Source organism: Agromyces terreus (genome assembly GCF_009749465.1).
In the GTDB taxonomy this organism is placed as follows: Bacteria; Actinomycetota; Actinomycetes; order Actinomycetales; family Microbacteriaceae; genus Agromyces; species Agromyces terreus.
In genome coordinates, this window is record NZ_WBIS01000006.1 from 1 (window position 1) to 23,057 (window position 23,057).

19 protein-coding genes are annotated in these 23,057 nt (G+C 71.7%); 3 read left to right on the plus strand and 16 right to left on the minus strand.

Translation table 11 applies throughout. The features are described 5' to 3' along the window. Positions 1-559: 559 nt before the first annotated feature. Complete coding sequence (gene tyrS / locus GQQ92_RS12085) at positions 560-1,861, minus strand: tyrosine--tRNA ligase (RefSeq protein ID WP_232057669.1); 1,302 nt, start codon at positions 1,859-1,861, stop codon at positions 560-562. Between the two features lie 124 nt (positions 1,862-1,985). On the opposite strand from tyrS, the gene GQQ92_RS12090 reads away from it, so the two are divergent. Together GQQ92_RS12090 and GQQ92_RS16590 are read left to right on the plus strand one after the other, a co-directional pair. After that, on the plus strand, positions 1,986-2,648 hold the full coding sequence (locus GQQ92_RS12090) for a DNA-binding protein (protein WP_156999560.1): 663 nt from the start codon (positions 1,986-1,988) through the stop codon (positions 2,646-2,648). 67 nt (positions 2,649-2,715) lie between these two features. Beyond that, complete coding sequence (locus tag GQQ92_RS16590) at positions 2,716-3,321, plus strand: hypothetical protein (RefSeq protein ID WP_197738237.1); 606 nt, start codon at positions 2,716-2,718, stop codon at positions 3,319-3,321. Positions 3,322-3,373: 52 nt separating this feature from the next. On the opposite strand, the gene GQQ92_RS12100 is transcribed toward GQQ92_RS16590, so the two are convergent. From GQQ92_RS12100 to GQQ92_RS12155, 12 genes are all read right to left on the minus strand, one after another. Further along, a complete protein-coding gene (locus GQQ92_RS12100; protein ID WP_232057670.1) occupies positions 3,374-3,997 on the minus strand; it encodes a DNA-3-methyladenine glycosylase in 624 nt (207 codons plus the stop codon). Positions 3,998-4,092: 95 nt separating this feature from the next. Beyond that, on the minus strand, positions 4,093-5,550 hold the full coding sequence (argH, locus tag GQQ92_RS12105) for an argininosuccinate lyase (RefSeq protein ID WP_156999562.1): 1,458 nt from the start codon (positions 5,548-5,550) through the stop codon (positions 4,093-4,095). Continuing rightward, positions 5,547-6,482 carry an ornithine carbamoyltransferase gene (gene argF / locus GQQ92_RS12110; protein WP_156999563.1) on the minus strand — a complete coding sequence of 312 codons (936 nt, stop codon included), beginning with the start codon at positions 6,480-6,482 and terminating at the stop codon, positions 5,547-5,549. The genes argH and argF overlap by 4 nt, the downstream gene beginning before the upstream one ends. A gap of 103 nt (positions 6,483-6,585) precedes the next feature. After that, on the minus strand, positions 6,586-7,779 hold the full coding sequence (locus tag GQQ92_RS12115; protein WP_156999564.1) for an acetylornithine transaminase: 1,194 nt from the start codon (positions 7,777-7,779) through the stop codon (positions 6,586-6,588). After that, entirely contained in the window at positions 7,776-8,687 is a 912-nt protein-coding gene (gene argB, locus GQQ92_RS12120; RefSeq protein WP_156999692.1) for an acetylglutamate kinase, read from the minus strand. Before argB ends, GQQ92_RS12115 begins: the two co-directional genes overlap by 4 nt. A 2-nt stretch (positions 8,688-8,689) precedes the next feature. Then, complete coding sequence (gene argJ, locus GQQ92_RS12125) at positions 8,690-9,841, minus strand: bifunctional glutamate N-acetyltransferase/amino-acid acetyltransferase ArgJ (RefSeq protein WP_156999565.1); 1,152 nt, start codon at positions 9,839-9,841, stop codon at positions 8,690-8,692. Further along, a complete protein-coding gene (gene argC, locus GQQ92_RS12130; protein ID WP_156999566.1) occupies positions 9,838-10,881 on the minus strand; it encodes an N-acetyl-gamma-glutamyl-phosphate reductase in 1,044 nt (347 codons plus the stop codon). The genes argJ and argC overlap by 4 nt, the downstream gene beginning before the upstream one ends. A gap of 232 nt (positions 10,882-11,113) precedes the next feature. After that, positions 11,114-12,787 carry a dipeptide ABC transporter ATP-binding protein gene (locus GQQ92_RS12135; RefSeq protein WP_156999567.1) on the minus strand — a complete coding sequence of 558 codons (1,674 nt, stop codon included), beginning with the start codon at positions 12,785-12,787 and terminating at the stop codon, positions 11,114-11,116. Then, positions 12,784-13,647 (minus strand): ABC transporter permease, encoded by an 864-nt coding sequence (locus GQQ92_RS12140; protein WP_156999568.1) that lies wholly within the window; start codon positions 13,645-13,647, stop codon positions 12,784-12,786. The genes GQQ92_RS12135 and GQQ92_RS12140 overlap by 4 nt, the downstream gene beginning before the upstream one ends. After that, positions 13,644-14,651 (minus strand): ABC transporter permease, encoded by a 1,008-nt coding sequence (locus tag GQQ92_RS12145; RefSeq protein ID WP_197738238.1) that lies wholly within the window; start codon positions 14,649-14,651, stop codon positions 13,644-13,646. The genes GQQ92_RS12140 and GQQ92_RS12145 overlap by 4 nt, the downstream gene beginning before the upstream one ends. Positions 14,652-14,661: 10 nt before the next feature. After that, positions 14,662-16,308, minus strand: a complete 1,647-nt coding sequence (locus GQQ92_RS12150) for an ABC transporter substrate-binding protein (RefSeq protein ID WP_156999570.1) — start codon at positions 16,306-16,308, stop codon at positions 14,662-14,664. A gap of 12 nt (positions 16,309-16,320) precedes the next feature. After that, the gene (locus GQQ92_RS12155) at positions 16,321-18,078 is read right to left on the minus strand and encodes an amidohydrolase (RefSeq protein ID WP_156999571.1); all 1,758 of its coding nucleotides are present in this window, start codon (positions 18,076-18,078) and stop codon (positions 16,321-16,323) included. Positions 18,079-18,262: 184 nt separating this feature from the next. Here GQQ92_RS12155 and GQQ92_RS12160 point away from each other — a divergent pair, with 184 nt between their 5' ends. Beyond that, positions 18,263-18,964 carry a TetR/AcrR family transcriptional regulator gene (locus GQQ92_RS12160; RefSeq protein ID WP_156999572.1) on the plus strand — a complete coding sequence of 234 codons (702 nt, stop codon included), beginning with the start codon at positions 18,263-18,265 and terminating at the stop codon, positions 18,962-18,964. A gap of 21 nt (positions 18,965-18,985) precedes the next feature. Here GQQ92_RS12160 and GQQ92_RS12165 read toward each other — a convergent pair whose 3' ends face one another. From GQQ92_RS12165 to pheS, 3 genes are read right to left on the minus strand one after another with little or no spacing between them, the layout of a single operon-like run. After that, a complete protein-coding gene (locus GQQ92_RS12165; protein WP_156999573.1) occupies positions 18,986-19,390 on the minus strand; it encodes a DUF1801 domain-containing protein in 405 nt (134 codons plus the stop codon). A gap of 59 nt (positions 19,391-19,449) precedes the next feature. Beyond that, positions 19,450-21,972, minus strand: coding sequence for a phenylalanine--tRNA ligase subunit beta (gene pheT, locus GQQ92_RS12170; RefSeq protein WP_156999574.1), 2,523 nt, complete (start codon positions 21,970-21,972; stop codon positions 19,450-19,452). Between the two features lie 4 nt (positions 21,973-21,976). Continuing rightward, positions 21,977-23,017, minus strand: a complete 1,041-nt coding sequence (gene pheS / locus GQQ92_RS12175) for a phenylalanine--tRNA ligase subunit alpha (RefSeq protein WP_156999575.1) — start codon at positions 23,015-23,017, stop codon at positions 21,977-21,979. Positions 23,018-23,057 lie beyond the last annotated feature (40 nt).

Below are 23,057 nucleotides of genomic sequence, written 5' to 3' on the forward strand. Positions count from 1 at the left end.
TTCCGCTTCTCCCTGACCGCCGCGGCGACAAGTAAGAATCTACAAGCCCCCACCCCCACCACACAAATCCACCCCACATCCCGGGCGTGTCGCACCAACCCCACCACCACAAAACCCAGACCAACGGCCCAAAACCCCCAAACCGCCTCCCTCCGCGGTATATGCGCCACCGACCCTCCACACAGCAGCCGCCGGCATGCGGCCGTCGGCACTGATCGATGGAATGACGCCCGACGGTGCGGGAGAGTCAGAGCAGCCGCGGATCTTCACGCCGGCCCGGTCGAAGGGCATGGGCAGCGAGTCGGAGCATCGAGATGCTCCGTCCCGTGACGGGAGAGCTCTTCGATCAGCAGCAGCACGGAGGCGCACGTTCCGCTCACCGGGAGACGCAAGAGTCTGCTCTCTTCGCCTCGAGCTCGGGCCCCTCCTCGGCTCGGCGATCGCCGCAGGGCGCGCTGCGCGTCGACGATGCGCCGGCCGGTTGCGGTGAACGCGACAACGACCCCGCTCCCCTGCCGGATGCAGGTGAACGGGGTCGCCCTCGAGAATTGTCGGATCGCTACACGACGAAGACGCCGGCAAGCGTCTTCTTGCCGCGACGGAGCACGGCCATGCCGCCGGGCGACACACGCCCCTCGATCGTCGCGGTCTCGTCCTCGATCTTGACGTTGTCGAGCGAGACGCCGCCCTGGGCGATCGCGCGGCGGCCCTCGCTCACGGACTTCACGAGGCCGGTGTCGACGAGCAGCTGCGCGATCGGCGCGTCGGGCGAGGTCGTCGTGTTCGGCAGCTCGCGCAACGCCGACTCGAGCGTCGTCTCGTCGAGCGCCGACAGGTCGCCCTGTCCGAAGAGCGCTTCGGACGCCGCGATGACGGCGGCCGTGGCATCCGCCCCATGCACCAGCGTGGTGACCTCGTTCGCCAGCGTTCGCTGGGCCTCACGCCGGAAGGGCTCGCTCTCGACGAGCGCCTCGAGCTCTTCGATGCGCGCGCGGGAGAGGAACGTGAACACCTTGAGCCGCGAGATCACGTCGGCGTCGTCGGTGTTGAGCCAGAACTGGTAGAAGCGGTACGGGCTGCACATCTCGGCGTCGAGCCAGATGGCGTTGCCCTCGCTCTTGCCGAACTTCGTGCCGTCGGAGTTCGTGATCAGCGGCGTGCCGATGGCGTGCACGCTGCGACCCTCGACGCGGTGGATCAGGTCGGTGCCGCTCGTGAGGTTGCCCCACTGATCGCTGCCGCCGGTCTGGAGCACGCAATCGTACTGGCGGAAGAGCTCGAGGTAGTCGAAGCCCTGCAGGATCTGGTAGCTGAACTCGGTGTAGCTGATGCCGGCGTCGGAGTTCAGGCGCGAGGCGACCGCGTCCTTCTTCAGCATGGTGCCGACGCGGTAGTGCTTGCCGATCTCGCGCAGGAAGTCGATGGCGCTGAGCCCGCCGGTCCAGTCGAGGTTGTTGACGAGGCGCACCGCGTTCTCACCCTCGGCAGAGAGGAAGCGGCCGACCTGGCCCTGGAGTCGACCGACCCACTCGACGACGGTCTCCTTGGTGTTCAAGGTGCGCTCCGCGGTCGGTCTCGGATCGCCGATGAGCCCGGTGGAACCGCCGACGAGACCGAGCGGCTTGTGGCCCGCGAGCTGGAGCCGTCGCATGGTGAGCAGCTGCACCAGGTTGCCGAGGTGCAGGCTCGGCGCGGTCGGATCGAATCCGCAGTAGTACGTGATCGGATCGCCGGCGAGGAGTGCCTTCAAGGCGGCTTCGTCGGTCGACACATGCACGAGGCCGCGCCAATGCAGCTCCTCCCAGACGTCTGCGAACGCGTCGTCGTTGTGCTGGGATGCGAGGATCACGGGGGCTGACACCTGAGCAAGGCTACCAGCGCCGTGCCGCCGGTGCGATGAAGCCTGGAGCATTGAGATCAACGGATTAATGTTGTAGCGTTGATTCAACGAGTTCAATGCCAGAGGCTTCAGCGAGAGGGCGACAATGTACGTGATCACCGCAGACCAGGTGTCCAGCCGTCATCAGCCCGACCGCGCCGCGACGCTCATCGAGACGCTGACGTCACGACACGGCCACGCGCTCGTCCTGCCTGCCGACCAGACGGCGGGAGACGAGGTCCAGCTGATCACCGCCTCGGCGCCGACCGCGCTCGCGATCGTGCTCGACGCGACGCGAGACGGCAGTTGGAGCGTCGGACTGGGCATCGGCGAGGTGCGCACCCCCCTCCCCGAGGCCGCGCGCAAGGCCAGCGGGACGGCCTTCATCGCCGCCCGCGAGGCCGTGCAGGCGGCCAAGCGGGCCGACGGGCGGTTCGCGCTGCGCGCGGCATCCGACGTCCAGGACGACGGCGGGCGACGAGAGGGCCTCGATGCCGACGGGGTCGAGGCCCTGGTCCGTCTTCTCGTCCTCCTGCGCGAGCGTCGCACCGACCTCGGGTGGGAGGTCGTGGACCTCGCAGATGCCGGCCACCTGCAGAAGGACATCGCGGCCGTGCTCGGCGTGAGCCCCGCGGCGGTGAGCGCCCGCCTGAAGTCCGCCATGTGGCGTGCCGAAGTCGAGACGTTGCCCGCACTCGAACGCCTGCTCGCCGCGCTCGACGCCGACACCGGCACCGGACGCGAACCCGGACGCGCCGAGCCGACCTGAGCGCCGCGCGTCGGTCGTCCTCGCTACGCTGATCGAGTCCGCCCTGCCGGTCTCGCGAAGGAGCACCGTGTTCGATCTGACCACCGTCGCCGACACCATCGCGTCGATCGCGCTCGTGATCTCCCTCGCGGGTGCATGCGCGATCTCGGTGATCGCCTACCTCCGACCTCGGGCGCTCTTCGTCTGGATCGCCGCAGGCTCCCTCGCGATCGCGCTGATGTGCGCGTCCGCGCTCTCGACGCCGATCGCATCCGGCTTCGCACCGCTGCTCACGGCGCTCGCCCTCGCGGTCGCCGTCTTCGGCGGCAGCCCGGCCGCGGGCACCGCGCTGCGCCTCGCCATGGGGACGAGCGTCTCGCCCGGCATCCACGGCGGCATCCTCATCGCCTCGAAGCCCGTGACCGACGCCGAACGACAGGGCCTCGTCGCCGCCCCGAGGCAGGAAGTGCTACGCGGCGGGCTCGTCATCGGCATCCTCGAACGCATCGCCACGACGGGTGCGATCGTGGCCGGCTTCCCCGAGGCGATCGCCATCATCGTGGCGGTCAAGGGCGTCGGCCGGTTCACCGAGCTCGAAGCAGCCGAAGCACGGGAGCGGTTCATCATCGGCACGCTCGCCAGCCTGATCTGGGCGTGTGCAGCCGGCCTGGTCGTGCACCTCGCCGCGCGCTGAGCGACGAAGTCGCGGTCGTCGTGCCCGACCCTGCAGGCGGGTGAGTGCACGGTCAGGCGTGAGATCGCGCGTGGCGACGGTAGGGCGAGACGCCCGGATCGCCCGGAATCCAGAACCGCCACGGGTACGCCGCTCCCCCGCCGGCGCCGCTGATTCCGGTGCGCGGGCCTGATGAGAACGGCACCGGCGTCTGCACGACGCGAATCGAGAACGGGGCCGACAGGAGATCGGCGCCGCTCGCCGCGAGCGGGACACCGAGGGCGCGGGCGAGGCGGGCCGGACCGCGGGCGAGGTCGCGATCGGATGCCGCGGGGCGGCGGCTCCGCGCGAGCTCGAGTCCCTCGACGACGGTGCCCCCGCGCAGGAGCACGCCCGACGCCGTCCCCTCGTGGCCCGCGACGATGTTGAGGCACGTGTGCATGCCGTAGGTGAAGTAGGCGTAGAGATGCGCCGCCTCGCCGAACATCACCGACGTGCGCGGCGTCCGGCCGCGGAAGGCGTGCGAACCGGGGTCCTCGCCGACTCCCCGATACGCCTCGACCTCCGAGAGGCGGACGGCGACGCTCCCGTCCTCGGCGTCGAACGAGAGCACCGCGCCGAGGAGCAGCGGCGCGAGCTCGACCGGGTCTCGCGCGAAGAACTCCCGTCCGGCCGCGACGACCGTGGGCGCGGCCACGCCCGGTTCGGACCCGGCAGCCGACGGGGCGGGCTCGGGCGGCCGGTCGCCGGGCGGCCGGCCGCGATCGGGGTCGGGTCGCGGCATCCGCTCGCTCAGTCCGCGGTCGGAAGCCCGGCGACGAGGTGCCGCACGCGATCGGCGAGCTTCGAGAACTGCTCGGCGACCCGGTCGGGCGCCGTCCCGCTCACGCCGTCGCGGCTCGCCACCGAACCCTCGACCGTGAGCACTTCGCGCACCTCGGGTGTCAGATGCGGCGAGATCGAGGCGAGCGCGGCGTCGTCGACCTCGTCGAGCTCGATCGAGTGCTCCTCGGCGTGGCGGACGAGCGCCCCGGTGATCTCGTGCGCGTCGCGGAACGGCACGTGCCGCTTGACGAGCCACTCGGCGACGTCGGTCGCCAACGAGAATCCGGCGGGCGCGAGCGCGGCCATACGCTCGGTGTGGAAGGTGAGCGTCGCGATCATTCCGGTGAACGCCGGCAACAGAACCTCGAGCGTCTCGACCGAGTCGAAGACCGGCTCCTTGTCTTCTTGGAGGTCGCGGTTGTACGCCAGCGGCAGCGCCTTGAGCGTCGCGAGCAGCCCCGTGAGGTTGCCGATGAGCCGCCCCGACTTGCCGCGGGCGAGCTCCGCGATGTCGGGATTCTTCTTCTGCGGCATGATCGACGAGCCCGTCGAGTAGCCGTCGTGCAGGGTGACGAAGCCGAACTCCCGCGTGTTCCAGAGGATGATCTCTTCAGCGATACGCGAGAGGTCGATGCCGATCATCGCGGTCACGAACGCGAACTCGGCGACGACGTCGCGGCTCGCGGTGCCGTCGATGGAGTTCTCGCTCGGCGCGGCCAGGCCGAGGTCGCGGGCGACGGATGCCGCGTCGAGGCCGAGCGTCGACCCGGCGAGCGCGCCGCCGCCGTAGGGCGAGACATCCGCTCGCCTCGTCCAGTCGACGAGCCGGTCGAGATCGCGCGAGAGCGCCCAGCCGTGGGCGAGCAGGTGGTGGGCGAGGAGCACGGGCTGTGCATGCTGGAGATGCGTACGGCCCGGCATGATCGCGGTGCGGTGCGCGTCGGCCTGCGATGCGAGCGCGTCGATGAGGTGCACGAGCAGTTGCCCGATGTTCGCCGCGTGGTCCTTGAGATAGAGCCGGACGAGCGTGGCGATCTGATCGTTGCGACTGCGACCGGCACGCAGCTTGCCGCCGAGCTCGGCGCCGACGATGCCGATGAGCGCGGACTCGAGGGCGCCGTGCACGTCCTCGTCGGTGTGGGCCGCCACGATCTCGCCGCTCGCGACCCTCGACTCGAGCGTGTCGAGGCCCGCGAGCATCGCGGCGAGCTCGTCGGCGTCGAGGTATCCGGCGGCCGAGAGCGCACGGGCGTGGGCCCTCGAGCCGGCGATGTCATAGGGGGCCAGCTGCCAATCGAAGTGGGTCGACTTCGAGAGGGCCTGCAGCTCGGGCGACGGACCGCTCGCGAAGCGCGCCCCCCAGAGCGAGCCCTCGTTCGTGCCGTGCGGCTCGGTCACGGCCGCGGGGGCGGTCTCGTCGGTCATCGTGCGTCCTCCTTGTGGGCGAGCAGCCAGGCGAGCAGCGCCTTCTGCGCGTGGAGTCGGTTCTCGGCCTCGTCCCACACGACCGACCGGGGACCGTCGATGACGGAGGCCTCGACCTCGTAGCCCCGATAGGCGGGCAGGCAGTGCAGGAAGATCGCGTCGGCGGATGCCTCGGCCATGAGCGCGTCGTCGACGCCGAAGCCGCCGAACACGGCGATGCGCTCGGCCTTCTCGCCTTCTTGGCCCATGGAGATCCAGGTGTCGGTGACGACGACGTCCGCGCCGCGCGCGGCCGTTCGGGGATCGGTCGTCACGAGCACGGATCCGCCGGTCTCGGCGGCGATGCGACGCGCGTCCTCGACGATGTCGGCGCGCGGCGCGTAGTCGGCGGGTGAACCGATGCGCACGTGCATGCCGGCGGTGGCGCCGGCGAGCAGGTACGAGTGGGCCATGTTGTTCGCTCCGTCGCCCACGTAGACCAAGGAGCGCCCGGCGAGCTCGCCGAAGCGTTCCTTCACCGTCATGAGGTCGGCGAGCAGCTGGCACGGGTGGAAGTCGTCGGAGAGCGCGTTGACGACGGGCACGGTCGTGCCGACCGCCATCTCTTCGAGGCCCGACTGGGCGAAGGTGCGCCAGACGATCGCGGCGACCATGCGCTCGAGCACGCGGGCCGTGTCGGCGACGGACTCCTTGGCCCCGAGCTGGCTGTCGCCCGATGAGGTGATCAGTGGCACGCCCCCGAGATCGGCGATGCCGACGGCGAAGGAGACCCGGGTGCGGGTCGAGGTCTTGTCGAAGAACACGGCGACCGTCTGGGGGCCCTCGAGCGGGCGCTCGGCGAAGCGGTCCGACTTGAGCCGGAGGGCGAGGTCGAGCACCTCGGCCTGTTCGGCGGGCGACAGGTCGTCGTCGCGGAGGAAGTGGCGGGTCATATGTCTTTCCGTTCGGTGGGTCGGGGATGCCGACGCTTCGGTTCGGGGCTTGGTCGCGGCCGCCTCGGCGCTCGGTTTCGGTCGAGTGCGGCCCCGATTTCGGTCAGTCGGTCGCGCGCACCAAGTCGTCGAGCGAGGCGGCGAGTCGTTCGGCGAAGAGCTCGATCTCGGCGTCGCCGATGTTGAGCGGGGGCGCGAGCCGGATCGTCACGTCGTTCGCGGCGTTGACGATCAGGCCGTGCTCGAGCGCCGCTTCGACGACGCGGCCGGCGACGGGCCGGGTGAGTGCGACGCCGATGAGCAGGCCGCGGCCGCGCGTGCCCGCGACGAGCGGCGAACCGAGGCCCTCGATGCGCTCGCGCACCTGGGGTCCGCGTCGTGCCGCGTTCGCGACGAGCTCGGCACGCTCGATCTCGCCGAGCACGGCGTTCGCGACCGCCGTGGCGAGCGGGTTTCCGCCGAAGGTCGAGCCGTGCTGCCCCTTGGAGTACAGGTCGGATGCGGCACCGAAGGTGATGAGTCCGCCGATGGGGATGCCGCCGCCGATGCCCTTCGCGACGGTGATCGCATCGGGCTCGATGCCCGCGTGCTGGAAGCCGAACCACGCGCCGGTGCGCCCGGCGCCGGTCTGGATCTCGTCGACGATGAGCAGCGCGCCGTGCCGGCGGGTGAGCTCGCGTGCCGCCTCGAGATAGCCGGCGGGAAGCTCGACGACGCCGGCCTCGCCCTGGATGGGCTCCACGATGAGGGCTGCCACGGTGCCGTCGATGGCGGCCTCGAGCGCCTCGATCGTCGCGGGAATGTGCTCGACCCCGCCGGCGAGCGGCTCGAACGCCTCGCGCATGTGCGGTTTGCCGGTGAGGGCGAGCGAGCCCATGGTGCGGCCGTGGAACGCGTCGACGAGGGCGAGCACCCGCGTGCGCGCGCCTCCGGAGTTGTTGAGCCTCGCGAGCTTGAACGCGGCCTCGTTGGCCTCGGCGCCGGAGTTGCCGAACCAGGCGCGACCGTGCTCGCCGGCGCCCGAGAGTCGCACGAGACGCTCCGCGAGTTCGAGGGCGGGCTCGGTCGTGAAGTAGTTCGAGACGTGCGCGAGCGTCGCGGCCTGACGGCTCACGGCCTCGACGAACACCGGGTGCGCGTGGCCGAGGGAGTTGACGGCGATGCCGGCGAGGAAGTCGAGGTACTCGCGTCCCTCGTCGTCCCAGACGTGCGCACCGTCGCCCCGTTCGAGCTTCAGGAGCGGCATGCCGATGGAACGCATGATGCGACGGTCGAATCGCTGCTGCCAGTCGTTCATGCCGCCACCACCTCGGTGCCGATGCCCGCGGGCGTGAAGATCTCGAGCAGGATCGAGTGCGGGATGCGGCCGTCGATGATCGCGGCCTTCGCGACGCCGCCTTCGACCGCCTCGAGACAGGCGGTCATCTTGGGGATCATGCCCGACTCGAGCCGGGGCAGGAGATCGGCGAGTTCTCTCGAGTCGATCTGCGAGACGAGCGAGTCGCGGTTCGGCCAGTCGTGGTAGAGCCCGGCGACATCGGTCAGCACGACCAGTTTGGCCGCACCGAGCGCGATCGCGAGCGACGCGGCCGCGGAATCGGCGTTGACGTTGAGCGACTGCCCCGGTTGATCGGCGTCGGGCGCTATGGAGGAGACGACCGGGATGCGCCCCGCCTCGAGCTGCGCGATGACCGCTGCCGGATCCACTTCGACGACGTCGCCCACCTGCCCCAGGTCGAGCTCTTCGCCGTCGACCACGACCCCGCGCCGACGACCGCGGAAGAGGCCCGCGTCCTCTCCGGAGAGTCCGATGGCGAGGGGCCCGTGCTCGTTCACGAGCGAGACGAGCTCGCGGTTCACCTGGCCGGAGAGCACCATGCGCACCACGTCCATCGCCTCCGGCGTGGTGACGCGGTATCCGCCGCGGAACTCGCTGGCGATGCCGAGGCGCTCGAGCATCGACGAGATCTGGGGGCCGCCGCCGTGCACGACGACGGGCTTGATGCCGGCGTACCGGAGGTAGACCATGTCTTCGGCGAACGCCCGCTGCAGTTCGGGGCTCACCATGGCGTTGCCGCCGAACTTCACGACCACGGTCTCGCCGTGGAACCGCTTCAGCCACGGCAGTGCGTCGATGAGGACGTGGGCCTTCGCGGAAGCCGACGATTCCGCGTCGAGGGTCTCGGTCTGTGCGCGCGTCTGCATCATCAGCTCGCGTACGCGCTGTTCTCATGCACGTAGTCGTGCGTGAGGTCGTTGGTGAGGATGGTGGCGGATGCCTCGCCCGCGTGCAGCTCGACGAGCACGTGCGTGGCGCGGGGCGTCAGGTCGACCTCGTCGCGGGCGGCGTCGGGTCGGCCGGCGTGGCACACGCGCACCCCGTTCATCGACACGTCGACGAGGTAGGGGTCGAAGGGCGCCTGCGTCGTGCCGATCGCCGCGAGCACGCGGCCCCAGTTGGGATCGTTGCCGAAGATCGCCGCCTTGAAGAGGTTGTTGCGGGCGACCGAACGGCCCACCTCGACCGCGTCGTCTTCGGTGACGGCACCGCGCACCTCGATGGCGATGTCGTGGCTCGCTCCCTCGGCGTCGGCCTGGAGCTGCTCGGCGAGCGAGCGGCAGGCCGCGGTGAGCGCCGCGCGGAACGCCGCGGCGTCGGGCACGATTCCGGAGGCGCCCGAAGCGAGCAGGGTCACCTGGTCGTTCGTCGACATGCAGCCGTCGGAGTCGAGCCGGTCGAAGGTGACTCGGGTCGCCTCGCGCAGCGCCGCATCGAGCTCGCCGCTCGGCAGGTCGGCGTCGGTGGTGAGCACGACGAGCATGGTCGCGAGCCCGGGCGCGAGCATGCCCGCCCCCTTCGCCATGCCGCCGATGCGCCAGCCGTCGCCGTCGACGACGACCGTCTTCGGCTTCGTGTCGGTCGTCATGATCGCCCGTGCGGCGTCGCCGCCGCCGTCGGCCGAGAGCCGGGCAGCGGCGGAGAGCACGCCCTCTTCGAGCACCTCGCCGTCGAGCTGGTCGCCGATGAGGCCGGTCGAGCAGACGAGCACGTCGCCGGCGGCGATGCCCAGAGCGGATGCCGCGGCCTCGGCCGTGCGATGCGTGACCTGGAACCCCTCGGGGCCCGTGAAGCAGTTCGCGCCGCCCGAGTTGAGGACGATCGCCGACACGACGCCGTCGAGGATCACCTGCTGCGACCAGAGGATCGGGTTCGCCTTGGCGCGGTTGGAGGTGAACACCGCCGCCGCGGCAGCGGACGGACCGCGGTTGACGACGACGGCGAGGTCGAGCGCGCCCGACCGCTTGATGCCGGCGGCGATTCCGGCGGCGTCGAATCCGGCGGGAGAGGTGACGGTCACGGTGCGACTCCATTCAGCGGAAGGCCGGTCGATTCGGCGAGGCCGAGCGCGATGTTCGCCGACTGGATCGCGGCGCCCGCGGTGCCCTTGACGAGGTTGTCGACGGCGGCGACGACGACGACGCGACCGGCGGCCTCGTCGATCGCGAGCCCGATGAGCGCCGTGTTCGCGCCCTGCACGTCGGCGGTGCGCGGGAACTGCCCCTCGGGCAGGAGCTGCACGAACAGCTCGCCGGCGTAGGCGTCCTCCCAGGCGGCCCGCACCGTCGCGGCATCCGTGCCGGGGACGATGCGCGCCGCCGACGTGGCCAGGATGCCGCGGCTCATCGGCACCAGCACGGGCGTGAACGAGATCGTGGGGGCCGCGGCGCCGGCCCAGCGCAGCGCCTGCTGGATCTCGGGGATGTGCCGATGCGTGCCCCCGACGGCGTAGGGATTGGCCGATCCGAGGATCTCGGACGCGAGCAGGTTCGTGCGCAGGCTCTTGCCGGCGCCCGAGGGGCCGACCGCGAGCACGGAGACCAGGTCGACGTCTTCGATGACGCCCGCGCGGATGCCGGGGGCCAGCGAGAGCGCGACCGTCGAGGCGTTGCAGCCGGGAGCGGCGATGCGGCGAGCGCCGGTGAGCCGCTCGCGCTGGGTACCGGAGAGGCGGGGAAGCTCCGGCACTCCGTACGCCCAGGCGCCGTGGTGCTCGCCGCCGTAGAACGAGGCCCAGGCTTCGGAGGACTCGAGGCGGTGGTCGGCGCCGCAGTCGATGACGAGCGTGTCGGCGGACAGCTCGGCGGCCACGGCGCCCGAGGTACCGTGCGGCAGGGCGAGGAAGACGAGGTCGTGGCCCGCGAGGGTCTCGGCGTTCGTCTCGCGGAGCGTGAGGTGCGTGTAGGAACGCAGATGCGGCTGCACGGCGACGAGGGACTGGCCGGCGTTCGAATGCGCGGTGACCGTGCGCACCTCGAACTCGGGATGATCGGCGAGGAGGCGGAGGATCTCTCCTCCGGCATAGCCGGACGCGCCGGAGACGGCGACGGAGTACGTCATGGAAACCACCTTATGGTCTGAACGAGCGGGGCGATGTTCCGGCGACGCCCCGCGTCAGGCCTCAGGCCTTCGCAGGGGTCGCCGACATTCGGCGCTCGCCACGACGTCGGTTGCGCACGACCGAGACACGCGTGACGCGTGCGGCGGCGACGAACCCGATGGCGGACATGCGTCGACCATATCGGCGGCGCGGCGCCGATCGCAAACCGGGGGCCGCCCGACCGACCCGACCTCAGCGCGGGGCGACCACCGAGTCCGCCGGCGCCGCGGGCCGCGGCACCGAGTCGAGGAGCAGCCGGGTGTACGGATGCCGCGGCGCGTCGAGGAGTTCGGCCGTGGCACCCCGCTCGACGACCTCGCCGCGTCGCATGACGAGCGTCTGCTCGCACACCCGCCGCACGACCGCGAGATCGTGGCTGATGAAGAGCAGCGTCAGCCCGCGTTCGCGCCGGAGCCCGGCGACGAGGTCGAGCACCTGCGCCTGCACCGAGACGTCGAGCGCGCTCGTCGCCTCGTCCATGACGAGCACCTCGGGCTCGATCGCGAGGGCACGTGCGATCGCCACGCGCTGTCGCTGTCCGCCCGACAGGGTGCGCGGTCGGGCGGCGGCGTGCTCCGCCGTGAGGCCGACGCGCTCGAGCAGTTCGACCGCCCGGTTGCGCGCCGCTGCGCGCGGCATCCGGGTGTGCAGTCGCAGGGCCTCCTCGATCGACCGGCCGGCCGTGACGCGGGGGTCGAGCGAGAGGTACGGGTCCTGGAACACCATCTGCACGCTGCGGGCGCGCTCGAGCCGCTCGGCTCGGCCGCGTGGGCCCGCCGCGCGGTCGCGCCCGCCGATCGACAGGGTGCCGCCGTCGCTCGGCTCGAGGCCGACGATCATGCGGGCGAGCGTCGACTTGCCGGATCCGGACTCCCCCACCACGGCGAGCGCGCCGCCGCGCTCCAGCTCGAAGGAGGCGTCGGCGACCGCGATGACGGGCGGCCTCCCCCGCGGACGGTAGGTCTTCGACAGGCCCGTCACCGACAGTGCGGGGGCGGGTGCGGCCGACGGCGCATCCGACGATCCGGGGCCCGAGCCGGCCGGAGCGGAGGCGGTGGGCGCTTCGGGAGGCTCGGCGGAGGCAGCCGGGCCGGCGGCGAGCGTCGGCGTCGCCGCGACCAGGCGGCGGGTGTAGTCGGCCTCGGGGGCGACGAGCACGCGCATCGCGGACCCCTCCTCCTCGACGCGGCCGGCGCGCATCACCACGAGGCGGTCGCAGACGGATGCCGCGAGTGCGAGGTCGTGCGTGATGAGCAGCATGCCCATGCCCCGCCCCTCTCGCTGCTCGACGAGCACGCGCATGATCTCGGCCTGCGTCGTGACATCCAACGCCGTCGTCGGCTCGTCGCACACGAGCAGCTTCGGCGCACTCGTGAGCGCGCCCGCGATCATGACCCGCTGCAGCATGCCGCCGGAGAACTCGTGCGGGTACTGGGTCAGATGATCGGCCGGGCGAGGCAGCCGCACGGCGGCGAGCAGGTCGAGCGCGCGCGCCTCGGCGTCGGCGGCCGGAAGCCCGTCGCAGAGCCGGAGCGTCTCGGTCAGGTGGTCGCCGAGGGTGCGCATCGGGTTGATGCCGGCGCGCGGATCCTGGAAGATCATGGCCGCCGAGTGCCGGCGCAGGGCGCGCACCTCGCGCGCGGCCGCGCCGAGCACCTCGTGCCCGTCGAGCATCACGCTGCCGTCGAGCCGCGAACCGGTCGGCGTGAGGCCGAGCACCGCGCGAGCGGTCAGCGACTTGCCCGAGCCGGACTCGCCGACGAGGCCGACGGTCTCGCCCTCGGCGACCCCGAGCGAGATGCCGTGCAGCAGCCTGCGGCCGTCGGCGAGGTCGATTGTCAGGTTGCGGATGTCGAGCAGGCTCATGCCGGCGCACCTCCTCCGATGCGGTCGGAGAGCTCTTCTCCGATGATGTTGACGGCCACGACCGCGATCACCACGGCGACCGCGGGCACGATGGCCGGCAGGAAATGCCCGCCGACGATGCCGGCCTGGGCCTCGTTGATCATGGCGCCCCAGTCCGGCGTCGGGGGCTGCACGCCGAGACCGAGGAACGACAGGCCGGCGAGCTCGGCGAGCACGTAGCCGAAGTTGAGGGTCGACTGGGCGCCGACGATCGGGGTGACGTTGGGGAGCACGCTGCGGAACGCGATGAACGCTCCGCCGAATCCCGCCACCCGGTAGGCGGCGACGTACGGGCGGGTGCGCTCGGCCTTCACGAGCGAGCGCGTCAGCCTGGCGACGAACGGCGCGTAGGCGATGCTCATGGCGATCACCGGGGCGACGAGGCCCTTGCCGAAGAGGGCGACGGCCATGATGGCCAGCAGCAGCGACGGAAACGCGAAGAGCACGTCGAACACCCGGCCGAGGGCGGCGTCGATCCAGCCGCCGCGCCAGCCCGCCAGGAGGCCGAGCAGCATGCCGACGGCCGTCGAGCCGATGACCACGAGCAACGGGCCGAGCAGCGCGGTGCGGGCGCCGTAGAGGAGCCTGCTCAGGAGATCGCGGCCGAGGCCGTCGGTGCCGAGCCAGTGCGCGGGGCTCGGGGGTGCGTTGACCGCGAGGAAGTCGGGGGCGTCGGGCGGGTACGGGGCGATGGCGGGCGCGAACACGGCCCCGAGCGTCATCGCGGCGAGCACGAGGACCGCGACCGTGAAGGTCGGCCGGCCGATGAACGATGCGCGGGGCGCGCGGAGCACGCGCATCGCGAGGGTCGGGGTGGTCATCTGGCACCAGCTCCTGCGGCGGATCGGGGGTCGATCACGGGTTCGAGGACGTCGACGACCGCGTTCACCACGACGAAGGCGGTGACGACGAACATCACGATGGCCTGCACGACCGGGAAGTCGAGCCGGTCGACCGACTGCACGAGCAACGACCCGATGCCCGAGAGACCGAACGCGGCCTCGACGATCGTGCTGGCCACGATGAGTCCGGCGACGAGCACGCCGCTGACCGTGAGGATCGGGCCGAGCGCGTTGCGGAACACGTGCCGGCGGATCACGGTGCCGCGCTTCAGCCCGCGGCTCGTGGCGACCTCGACGTGCTCACGGCCGAGCTGCTCGACCATCGAGGAGCGCGTGACCTTGCCGACGAGCACGACGAACACGATCGCGAGCGCGATCGACGGCAGCACCAGGTGGTACACCATGTCGCCGAACCCGTCCCCGGAACCGAAGGTCGGGAACCAGCCCAGTTGCACCGCGAACACCGAGATGAGCACGATCGAGCCGACGAACGAGGGGATCGCCGAGAGCACGGTGAGCCCGATCAGCGTGACCCGATCGAGCGCCTTCCCCCTGTTGAGCGCCGCGACGATGCCGGCGCCGACCCCGACGACCGCGATGCCGATCCCGGCCATGACGACGAGCATGAGCGTGACCGGCAGCCGGTCGCCGATGACGGTCGCGACATCCTGCCGGAACTGCAGCGACCGGCCGAAATCGCCGTGCAAGGCGCCGACGACCCAGTCGAGGTACTGCTGCCACGGCGGCAGATCGAGCCCGTACTGCGCGGTCACCTGGGCAACGGCCTCGGCACTGGGCTTCCGGCCGCGCAGGAGGAAGCTCACCGGATCGCCTGGCACGAGGAACCGGGAGAAGAACACGAGCAGGGACGCCAGGAACAGGGTGAGCGCGAGACCGCCGAGCTTGCCGGCCACCCTGCGCAACCCGGCGCCGGTGAATCGGCCGTGCGCGCCGGAGCCCGCGGCCGCCTGCGCGGCGGCCACGGCGGTGCGGCTATCGAGCGCCAATGGTCGCAGCCCACGGGAAGTAGAGGAAGGCGATCGACGGTGCGACACCGGTGATGCGCTCGCCCTGGTAGACGGTCGTGGGGCTCGAGGAGAGCGGCAGCCAGGGCAGCTCCTCGTTCGCGATGTGCTGGAGCCGGTCGGCCAGCTTCGCACGGGCCTCGGGGTCCGCGGTGCCGACCGCCTCGGTCGCGATGTCGTCGAACTCGGCGTCGCTCCATCCGCCGTAATTGCTGAACTCCCCCGTGCGGAGCACCGCGAACATCTCGAGCGGGTCGGGGCTGGAGAGGTACCACGTCGTGAAGAAGAGGTCGACGCCCTCGCGCGCGCTCGGGTCGGAGAACAGCGCAGTGTACGCGCTCGGCGTCACGGTCTCGATCTCGGCCTCGAGGCCGATCGATTTCGCCGCGGCGACGGTGGCCTGGGACACCACGGTGAACTCGTTCGTGATCGGCGCCGTGGCGATGACGATCTTCTGCCCGGTCGCACCGGCCTCCTCGATGAGGCGCTTCGCGGCCTCGACATCGTGCGGATACTCCTCGAGCCCGCTGAACGCGTCTTCACGGGTGGCGTCGGATGCCCCGCCCCAGACGGACGGCGTCGTCAGCGCGTTCGACACCTCGCCGTAGCCTCCGGCGCCGGCCGAGAGGATGCCCTCGCGGTCGAGCGCCATGAGCAGCGCCCTGCGCACGCGCACGTCGCCGAGCGGGCCCTCGAGGTTCGAGACGACGAGGTCGTTGACCGCCGTGGTGAGCCCGAACGACACCTCGCCGCCGGTGGCCTGCAGTTGCGGGATGCCGTCGACCGGCAGCATCCAACCGCCGTCGACGTCGCCCGACGTCATCGCGTTGATGCGGGCCGTCGGGTCGCCGAGGAAGACGAACCGCACCTCGCCGGCCTTCGCCTGGAGGGACGGATCCCAGTAGTCGTCGAAGCGGGTCAGCGTGATGGACTCCCCCGACGTCCAGTCGCTGAGCTCGAACGGCCCGGTGCAGTCGACCAGCCCGGTCGAGTTGCCGTAGTCGGCGCCGGCCGCGGCGAGCGCCGCCGCCGACTCGATCACGCCGGCCGCACCGCCGAGGCCCTGGTTGAACTGGCTGTCGGGCACCGCGGTCGTGACGGTCACCTCGAGGTCGCCCGTCTGCTCGATCGACGTGACGTTCTGGTACACCGAGTACCAGAACGAGCCGACGGCCGGGTCGAGGTGGCGCTGCATCGAGGCGACGACGTCGGCCGCGGTGAGCGGCGCGCCGTCGTGGAAGGTCACTCCGGGGCGGATCTCATAGACCCACGTGGTCGGCGTCGGGTTGGCGAAGGACTCCGCGAGCCCGGGCGACAGCGAGTAGTCGGGGTTCAGCCGCAGCAACGACTCGCACACGTTCGACAGGATCTGGTTGTCGGCGTAGTCGAACGCGTAGGCGTAGTCGAGCGAGTACGGCTCGGCGTAGGTCGCCCAGGTGAACGAGTCGATGTCGCCCGAGGGCTCGGTCGTCTGGCTCGTGAGCTCGAACTCGGGGGCAGTGCCCGACGTCTCGGGGGCGGCCGTGCACGCGGTCAGCACGAGCGCGCCGGCGGCGAGCGCTGCCGGGAGCAGGGCCCCGCGGCGTCGGCCGCGGCGGGAACGGATGTCGGTCATGGGCGGGTCTCCTCAGGATGCGGTGGCGGCGGCCGGTTCGGCCGATTCGGACGGATGGTCTCGGGGCGTTCGCCGCTCGGCGTCGGACGTTTCGGCGACACGGACCTCGCCGCCGCGCACGTACACGGGCTCGCCCTCGATCCAGGTCGAGGCGACGGCGGCGGTGTGGATCGCCGCGGCCGGCAGGTCGAACGGATTCGGTTCGACGACGACGAGGTTCGCGAGGTAGCCCTCGCGGACGTGGCCGGTGTCGTGGTCGCGGTGATTCACCCACGCGCTGCCCGAGGTGTAGGCGGCGAAGGCGGTCTCGAGGTCGAGTCGCTGGTGGACACCGCCGAGCGGTTCGGTGCCGGCATCGGCGTCCGGGGCGATGCGCGTCACGGCGATGTGGATCGCGGCGAGCGGGTCGGCCGACGAGACCGGCCAGTCGCTGCCCGCCGCGAGCCGGGCGCCGCCGCGCACGAGGTCGCCGAACGGATACTGCCTGGCCTCGGCACCATCCTCGAGGAACGGAAGGGTGAGCTCGTCGAGCTGCGCCTCATGGGCCGCCCAGAGCGCCTGCAGGTTGGCCGCGGCGTCGAGCGGGGCGAAGCGCGCGGCATCCGACTCGGCGACGATCTGCAGGTGCGCGAGATGGTGCCGGCCGTCGGTCGGACCGTTCGCCGCGCGCGCCGCCTCGACGGCGTCGAGGGCCTCGCGGACGGCGCGGTCGCCGAGGGCGTGGAAGTGCACCTGCATGCCCGCGGCGTCGAGGGCGGCGACCGCCTGCCGCAGCACATCGGGGTCGAGGAAGGAGAGCCCGCGATTGCCGGTGGCGTGCCCGTGGGCGTCACGGTACGGGGCGAGCATCGCGGCCGTCTGGTTCTCGGCCACGCCGTCGACCATGATCTTCGCGGTGCCGAGCGAGAGGCGACGGGGGTCGACGACGGCCGCGACCGCGTCGCGGCGGCGCAGCATGGCGTCGACCTGCTCGAGTCCGGCGGAGCGTTCCCACCACTGCGCGCCGACGACGTGCCCCCGGAGCGTGCCCTCCTCCACCGCCCGCAGGTACGCCGCGGTCGGGTCGGGCGTGGCCGCCGACTCCACAGCGACCATCGCGTCCTGCCAGCCCGTCACGCCGAGCGAGAGCAGCAGCTCCTGCGCACGCAGCAGGCCGCGGTACTTCAGGTCGTCGTCGATCTCGGGCCGCACGCCCGCGAACAGGTCGCCGGCCCCCTCGTGGAACGTGCCCGCCGGGCGCCCGTCGTGCTCGCGCTCGATGCGCCCATCGGACGGGTCGGGCGTGTCCGCGTCGATCCCCGCGAGCCGGATCGCCGCGGAATTCGCCCACGTGCTGTGGTGGTCGCGGCTCATGAGCAGCACCGGACGGTCGGGCACGACCGCGTCGAGCAGGCCCCGCACGGGCGACCCTCCCGGGAAGTCGTGCATCGACCAGCCCCCGCCGAGCACCCAGGGCTCGTCGGGGTGCTCCAGCGCGTACGCGAGGACTCTCGCGACCGCGTCGGCGGCATCCGTCGCACCGGTGAGGTCGCACTGGAGCAGTTCGACGCCGCCGCCGACGGGGTGGATGTGAGCGTCCTGGAACCCAGGGGCGAGCAGTGCGCCGGCGAGGTCGATCACTCGGGTGTCCGCTCCGACGAGGCTCGCGGCCCGCGACTCGGGGACGAGCGCGACGATGCGGCCGTCGCGCACGCCGACGGCGTGACCGTGCACTGGCGAACCGGTGCCGGTGAAGACCGGGCCGCCGGTGAAGAGGATGTCGACCGTCACAGCCGCCTCCGTTCTGAATCGATGTGGAGGCGACAGTACGTCGGTTCGAACAGTGCTGTCAACACTGTTGACAGCACTGTTGTCCAAGTTGTTATCATCGAGGCGACGGCACTCCGGCCATCGCGCGTCCCCCAGCCTCGTCGCGTGGCAGGATGGTGCCACCACGAGCAAGGGAGAGCGCACGATGACGACCGCCACCGGACGCTCCGCGAAGCCCCGCGACGGCGGCAAGGTGCGCCTGGACCGCGAGACGATCGTGGCCGCCGGCCTCGAGCTCGCCGCGGCATCCGGCACCACCGCGCTCTCGGTGCGCGACCTCGGAGCCCGCCTCGGCACCGACCCGACCGCGATCTACCGGCACTTCCGCAACAAGGAGCAGCTCATGCAGGCGCTCCTCGACGAGCTCAACGTCCAGGCCGTCGCCGCCGTCACCGCCGAACCCGCCGACTGGCGCGCACGCCTGCGACAGCTCGCGAGCGCCACGCTCAGCGGATTCACCGCGCACCCCGCGATCGCGGTCGAGGCCGTCGTGCTCACCACGCACGGGCCCGGCGAGCTCGATGCCGTCGAGCTCATGCTCGACGCCTTCTCACGCGCGGGCCTCTCCGACGACGACGTCGTGCATCATTACGCGCTCCTCGCCGGCCACACCCTCTCGACCGCGGCGGGCATCGCCCGCAGCCGAAGCGCCCGGCCCGCCCCCGTCGACGGCACGAGCCCCTGGTTCGACGGCCCCATCCTGGCCGACCCGCGAACTCACCCGCGCATCGCCGCACTCGGCGTGCAGATCACCGAACTCGACGACCGCGACCTGTTCATGCTCGGCGTCGAGTCGATCATCCAGTCGGCGGAACGCACGGCGACCGCCCCGACCGATCGCCCCTGAGCGCGACCGGATGCCGCGGACTCAGCCCCGCGCGTGGATCCAGGAACGGTCGATCAACGACGCGAGCACATCGAGGTCGACCGTCGACAGGCGGCCGACCCACAGGCATTCGGCACCCAGCTTGACCTTGCCGAGACGCTCGACCAGCGCCTCGCCGCCCGGGATCTGCAGCCCGTAGAGCGCCACGTTCGCCTTGCGCGGCGAGAACCCCAGGATGGGCCAATCGCCCTCGCGCCCCGATGCGTAGCGGTACCGCCGCACCCCGTAGCCGACGATCGACGGGCCCCACATGACCGCGTCGGTATCGGTCACGCGATCGAAGAGCTCCCGCAGGATGAGGCCGTCTTCGCGCCGACCGGCCGGCTCGACGGCATCGAGGAAGTCGGCGACGGATGCCCCGGTCGGAACGGTCTTCGGTTCGGCCATGGTTCAGGGTATCGCCGGGCCGCGGCATCCGACAGCCCCGACCCGGCGCCCCCGGCGTCCTACTCGCGGATCGCGGCGCCCGTGCGCTCCCCGGCCAGCGCGGCGCCGGCGAGCTTGGCCTCGCTGGCCTCGGCCGCGGTGAGCGTGCGGTCGGGAGCCCGGAAGCGCAGCGCGAACGTGAGGCTCTTCGACCCGTCGGGCACACCGTGGCCGCGATAGTCGTCGACCAGGTGCAGCTCCTCGAGGAGGTCGCCGGCGCCGTCGCGGACCGCGGCCGCGACCGCCGCGGCCGGCGCCCCTGCGTCGACGACGAGCGAGAGGTCCTGCGTCGCGGCCGGGAACGTGCCGATCGACCGCGCCTCGGGCTGCGGGTCTGCGAGCTCGACGACGGCATCGAGGTCGAGCTCGAGCACGGCGACCACACGGGGCAGGTCGGCCGCCTCGGCGACCGAGGGCAGCAGTTCGCCCGCGAAGCCGACGGCACGGCCGCCGACCCGCAGTTCGGCCGTGCGCCCCGGATGCATCGCGTGATGCGACCCCTGGACGATCTCGAAGTCGGCCCCGGTCGCGAGGCCGATGCGGCGGACCGCGTCGAGCGCGTCGACGATGCCGGCGGGAACGGCGGACTGCCCCGGCTGCTTCGTGACCGCATCGCCCACGAACAGCGCCGCGACGTGGCGGGGCTGCGGCGGGATGCCCGCGTTCAGGACGGCGAGCTCGGCGTCGTCGGGCAGCACGCCGCCGGCCGGCAGCGAACCCGTGCCGTAGTCGCGGCCGATCTCGGGCAGGAAGACGAGCCCGAGCTCGAACAGGGCGAGATCGACGAGTCCGCGCGAACGGTTGCGCTTCGCGGCGCCGAGCAGGCCCGGCAGCAGCGAGCGTCGTAGGAGCGCGTTCGAGGCGTCGAGCGCGTTCGCGAGCCGGACGGATGCCACGGGGCCGCCGTCTGCGCTGCCGTACCGAGCGTTGTCGTCGGCGTTCGCGAACGGGAAGGAGAGAACCTCGGTGGCGCCGCCCGCGGCGAGCACCTCGGCGACCCGGCGGCGGATGCGCTGCGAACGCGTGAGCCCGCGCCCGGGAGGCGCCACGGGCAGCACCGACGGGATGCGCTCGTAGCCGCCGAGCCGGGCGACCTCTTCGACGAGTTCTTCGCGACCCGTGAGGTCGGGCCGCCACGACGGCGGGACGACGGCGAGCCCGCCGTCGACCTCGGTGATCGTGCCGCCGATCTCGGCGAGCGCGTCGTGCACCTCGGCGTCGGAGTAGTCGACGCCGATGACCTTCGAGACGTACCGGTGCGGCAGCACGATGGCATCCCGCTCGTCGACGTCGCGGATCTCGGCGACGCCCTCGGCGACGCCTCCGGCGAGGTCGACCATGAGCTGGGCGACCCGAGCCGACGCAGCCGCCGCGATCGCCGGGTCCACGCCGCGCTCGTTGCGCTTGGACGCCTCGCTCGGGAGCTTGTGCCGTCGTGCCGAGCGGGCGATGGTGACGGGGTCGAAGTTCGCGGCCTCGATGAGCACGTTCGTCGTGGCATCCGACATCTCGGTGTCGGCACCGCCCATGACGCCCGCGATGCCGATGCCGCCGCGGTCGTCGGCGATGAGCAGGTCTTCGACGTGGAGCGTGCGCACCTTCTCGTCGAGCGTCGTGATCGTCTCGCCCTCGACCGCGCGCCGGACCACGATGCCGCCCCGGAGCTTGTCGAGGTCGTACCCGTGGGTCGGCTGACCGAGCTCGAGCATGACGTAGTTGGTGATGTCGACGAGCAGGGAGACCGAACGGATGCCGGCGAGCTTCAGCCGGGCGATCATCCAGGCGGGCGTCGGACGGGTCGCGTCGACGCCGCGCACGATCTGCGTCGTGAACACGGAGGCGCCGGCGCGGTCGCGCACGGGAGCCTCGTCTCGGATCTCGACGGGGAACGGTGCCGACGCGGCATCCGTCACCGGCACGGCCGCGACCGGATCGCGGAACGCGGCGCCCGTCGCGTGGGCGTACTCGCGCGCGACGCCTCGGATCGAGAACGCGTACCCGCGGTCGGGCGTGACGTTCAGCTCGACGGCCGTGTCGTCGAGGCCGAGGAGCTTGATCGCGTCGGTGCCGACCGGCGCATCGATGCCGAGCGTCGAGAGCCGGAGGATGCCGTCGTGGTCTTCGCCGAGGCCGAGTTCGCGCGCCGACGCGATCATGCCGTCGGAGACGTGGCCGTAGGTCTTGCGCGCCGCGATCGGGAACGGGCCGGGCAGCACCGCGCCAGGCAGGGTCACGACGACCTTGTCGCCGACGAAGAAGTTGCGGGCGCCGCAGACGATGCCGTGCACCGCGTCGCCCCCGTCGGCCGCGCGTTCACCCTCGGGCGCGACGCGCACCTGGCACCAGCGGATGGTCTTGCCGTTCGTCTGCGGCTCCTCGACGAACTCGAGCACCTCGCCGACGACGATCGGGCCGACCAGGTCGAACGTGTGCACGTCCTCCTCTTCGAGACCGATCTCGACGAGGGCGGCGTGCACCTGCTCGGGCGTCGTCCCGGGGACGAGCTCGACGTACTCGGCGAGCCAACTCAGCGGCACTCGCATGTCTTCAGACCACCATTCCGAACTGCTGGGAGAAGCGGATGTCTCCCTCGACCATTTCGCGCATGTCCTGCACGTCGTTGCGGAGCATCAGGCCGCGCTCGATGCCCATGCCGAACGCGAACCCCGAGTAGACGTCGGGGTCGATGCCCGCCGAACGCAGCACGTTCGGGTGCACCATGCCGCAGCCGCCCCACTCGATCCAGCGCGGGCCGGACTTGAACGTGGGATGCCAGAAGTCGAGCTCGGCCGACGGCTCGGTGAACGGGAAGTAGCTGGGCCGCAGCCGCACCTTCGCCTCGTCGCCGAAGATCGACTTCACGAAGTGGTCGAGGGTGCCCTTGAGGTGCGCCATGGTGAGGCCCTTGTCGACGGCGAGCCCCTCGAACTGCATGAACACCGGCAGGTGGGTCGCGTCGAACTCGTCGGTGCGGTAGACGCGGCCGGGTGCGAGCACGTAGATCGGCACCTCGCGGTCGAGCATCGAGCGCACCTGCACGGGGCTCGTGTGCGTGCGCATCACGAGGTGCGCCTCGGGCGGGTCGACGAAGAAGGTGTCCTGCATGGCGCGCGCGGGGTGGTCGGCGTCGAAGTTCAGCGCGTCGAAGTTGAACCACTCGCTCTCGACCTCGGGCCCCTCGGCGATCTCCCAGCCCATGCCGGTGAACACATCGCAGACGCGGTCTTCGAGCAGCGAGAGCGGATGCCGCGACCCGACGGCGCCGCGCGACGGCAGCGCCGTGACGTCGACCGCCTCGGCCTCGAGCTGCGCGGCCGCCTCGGCGGCGACGATCTCGGACTCGCGCGCCGCGAACGCCTGATTGACGCGCCCGCGCGCGCCGCCGACCAGTTTGCCGAGCGCGGCCTTCTGGTCGTTGGGGACGTTGCGGAGTTCGGCGTTCAGCTGGGCGAGTTCGCTCTTCTCGCCGGTGTGCTCGGCGCGGACGGCCTTCAGCGCGGCGGAATCGCCGGCCGAGGCGATCGCGGCGAGCGCCGCGGCGACGGCGGACTCGACGGACTGCTCGGTGATTTCACGGGGCTCGGACACGAGAACCGAGTCTACCGGTCGCCCGCGGGCCTCAGCCGCG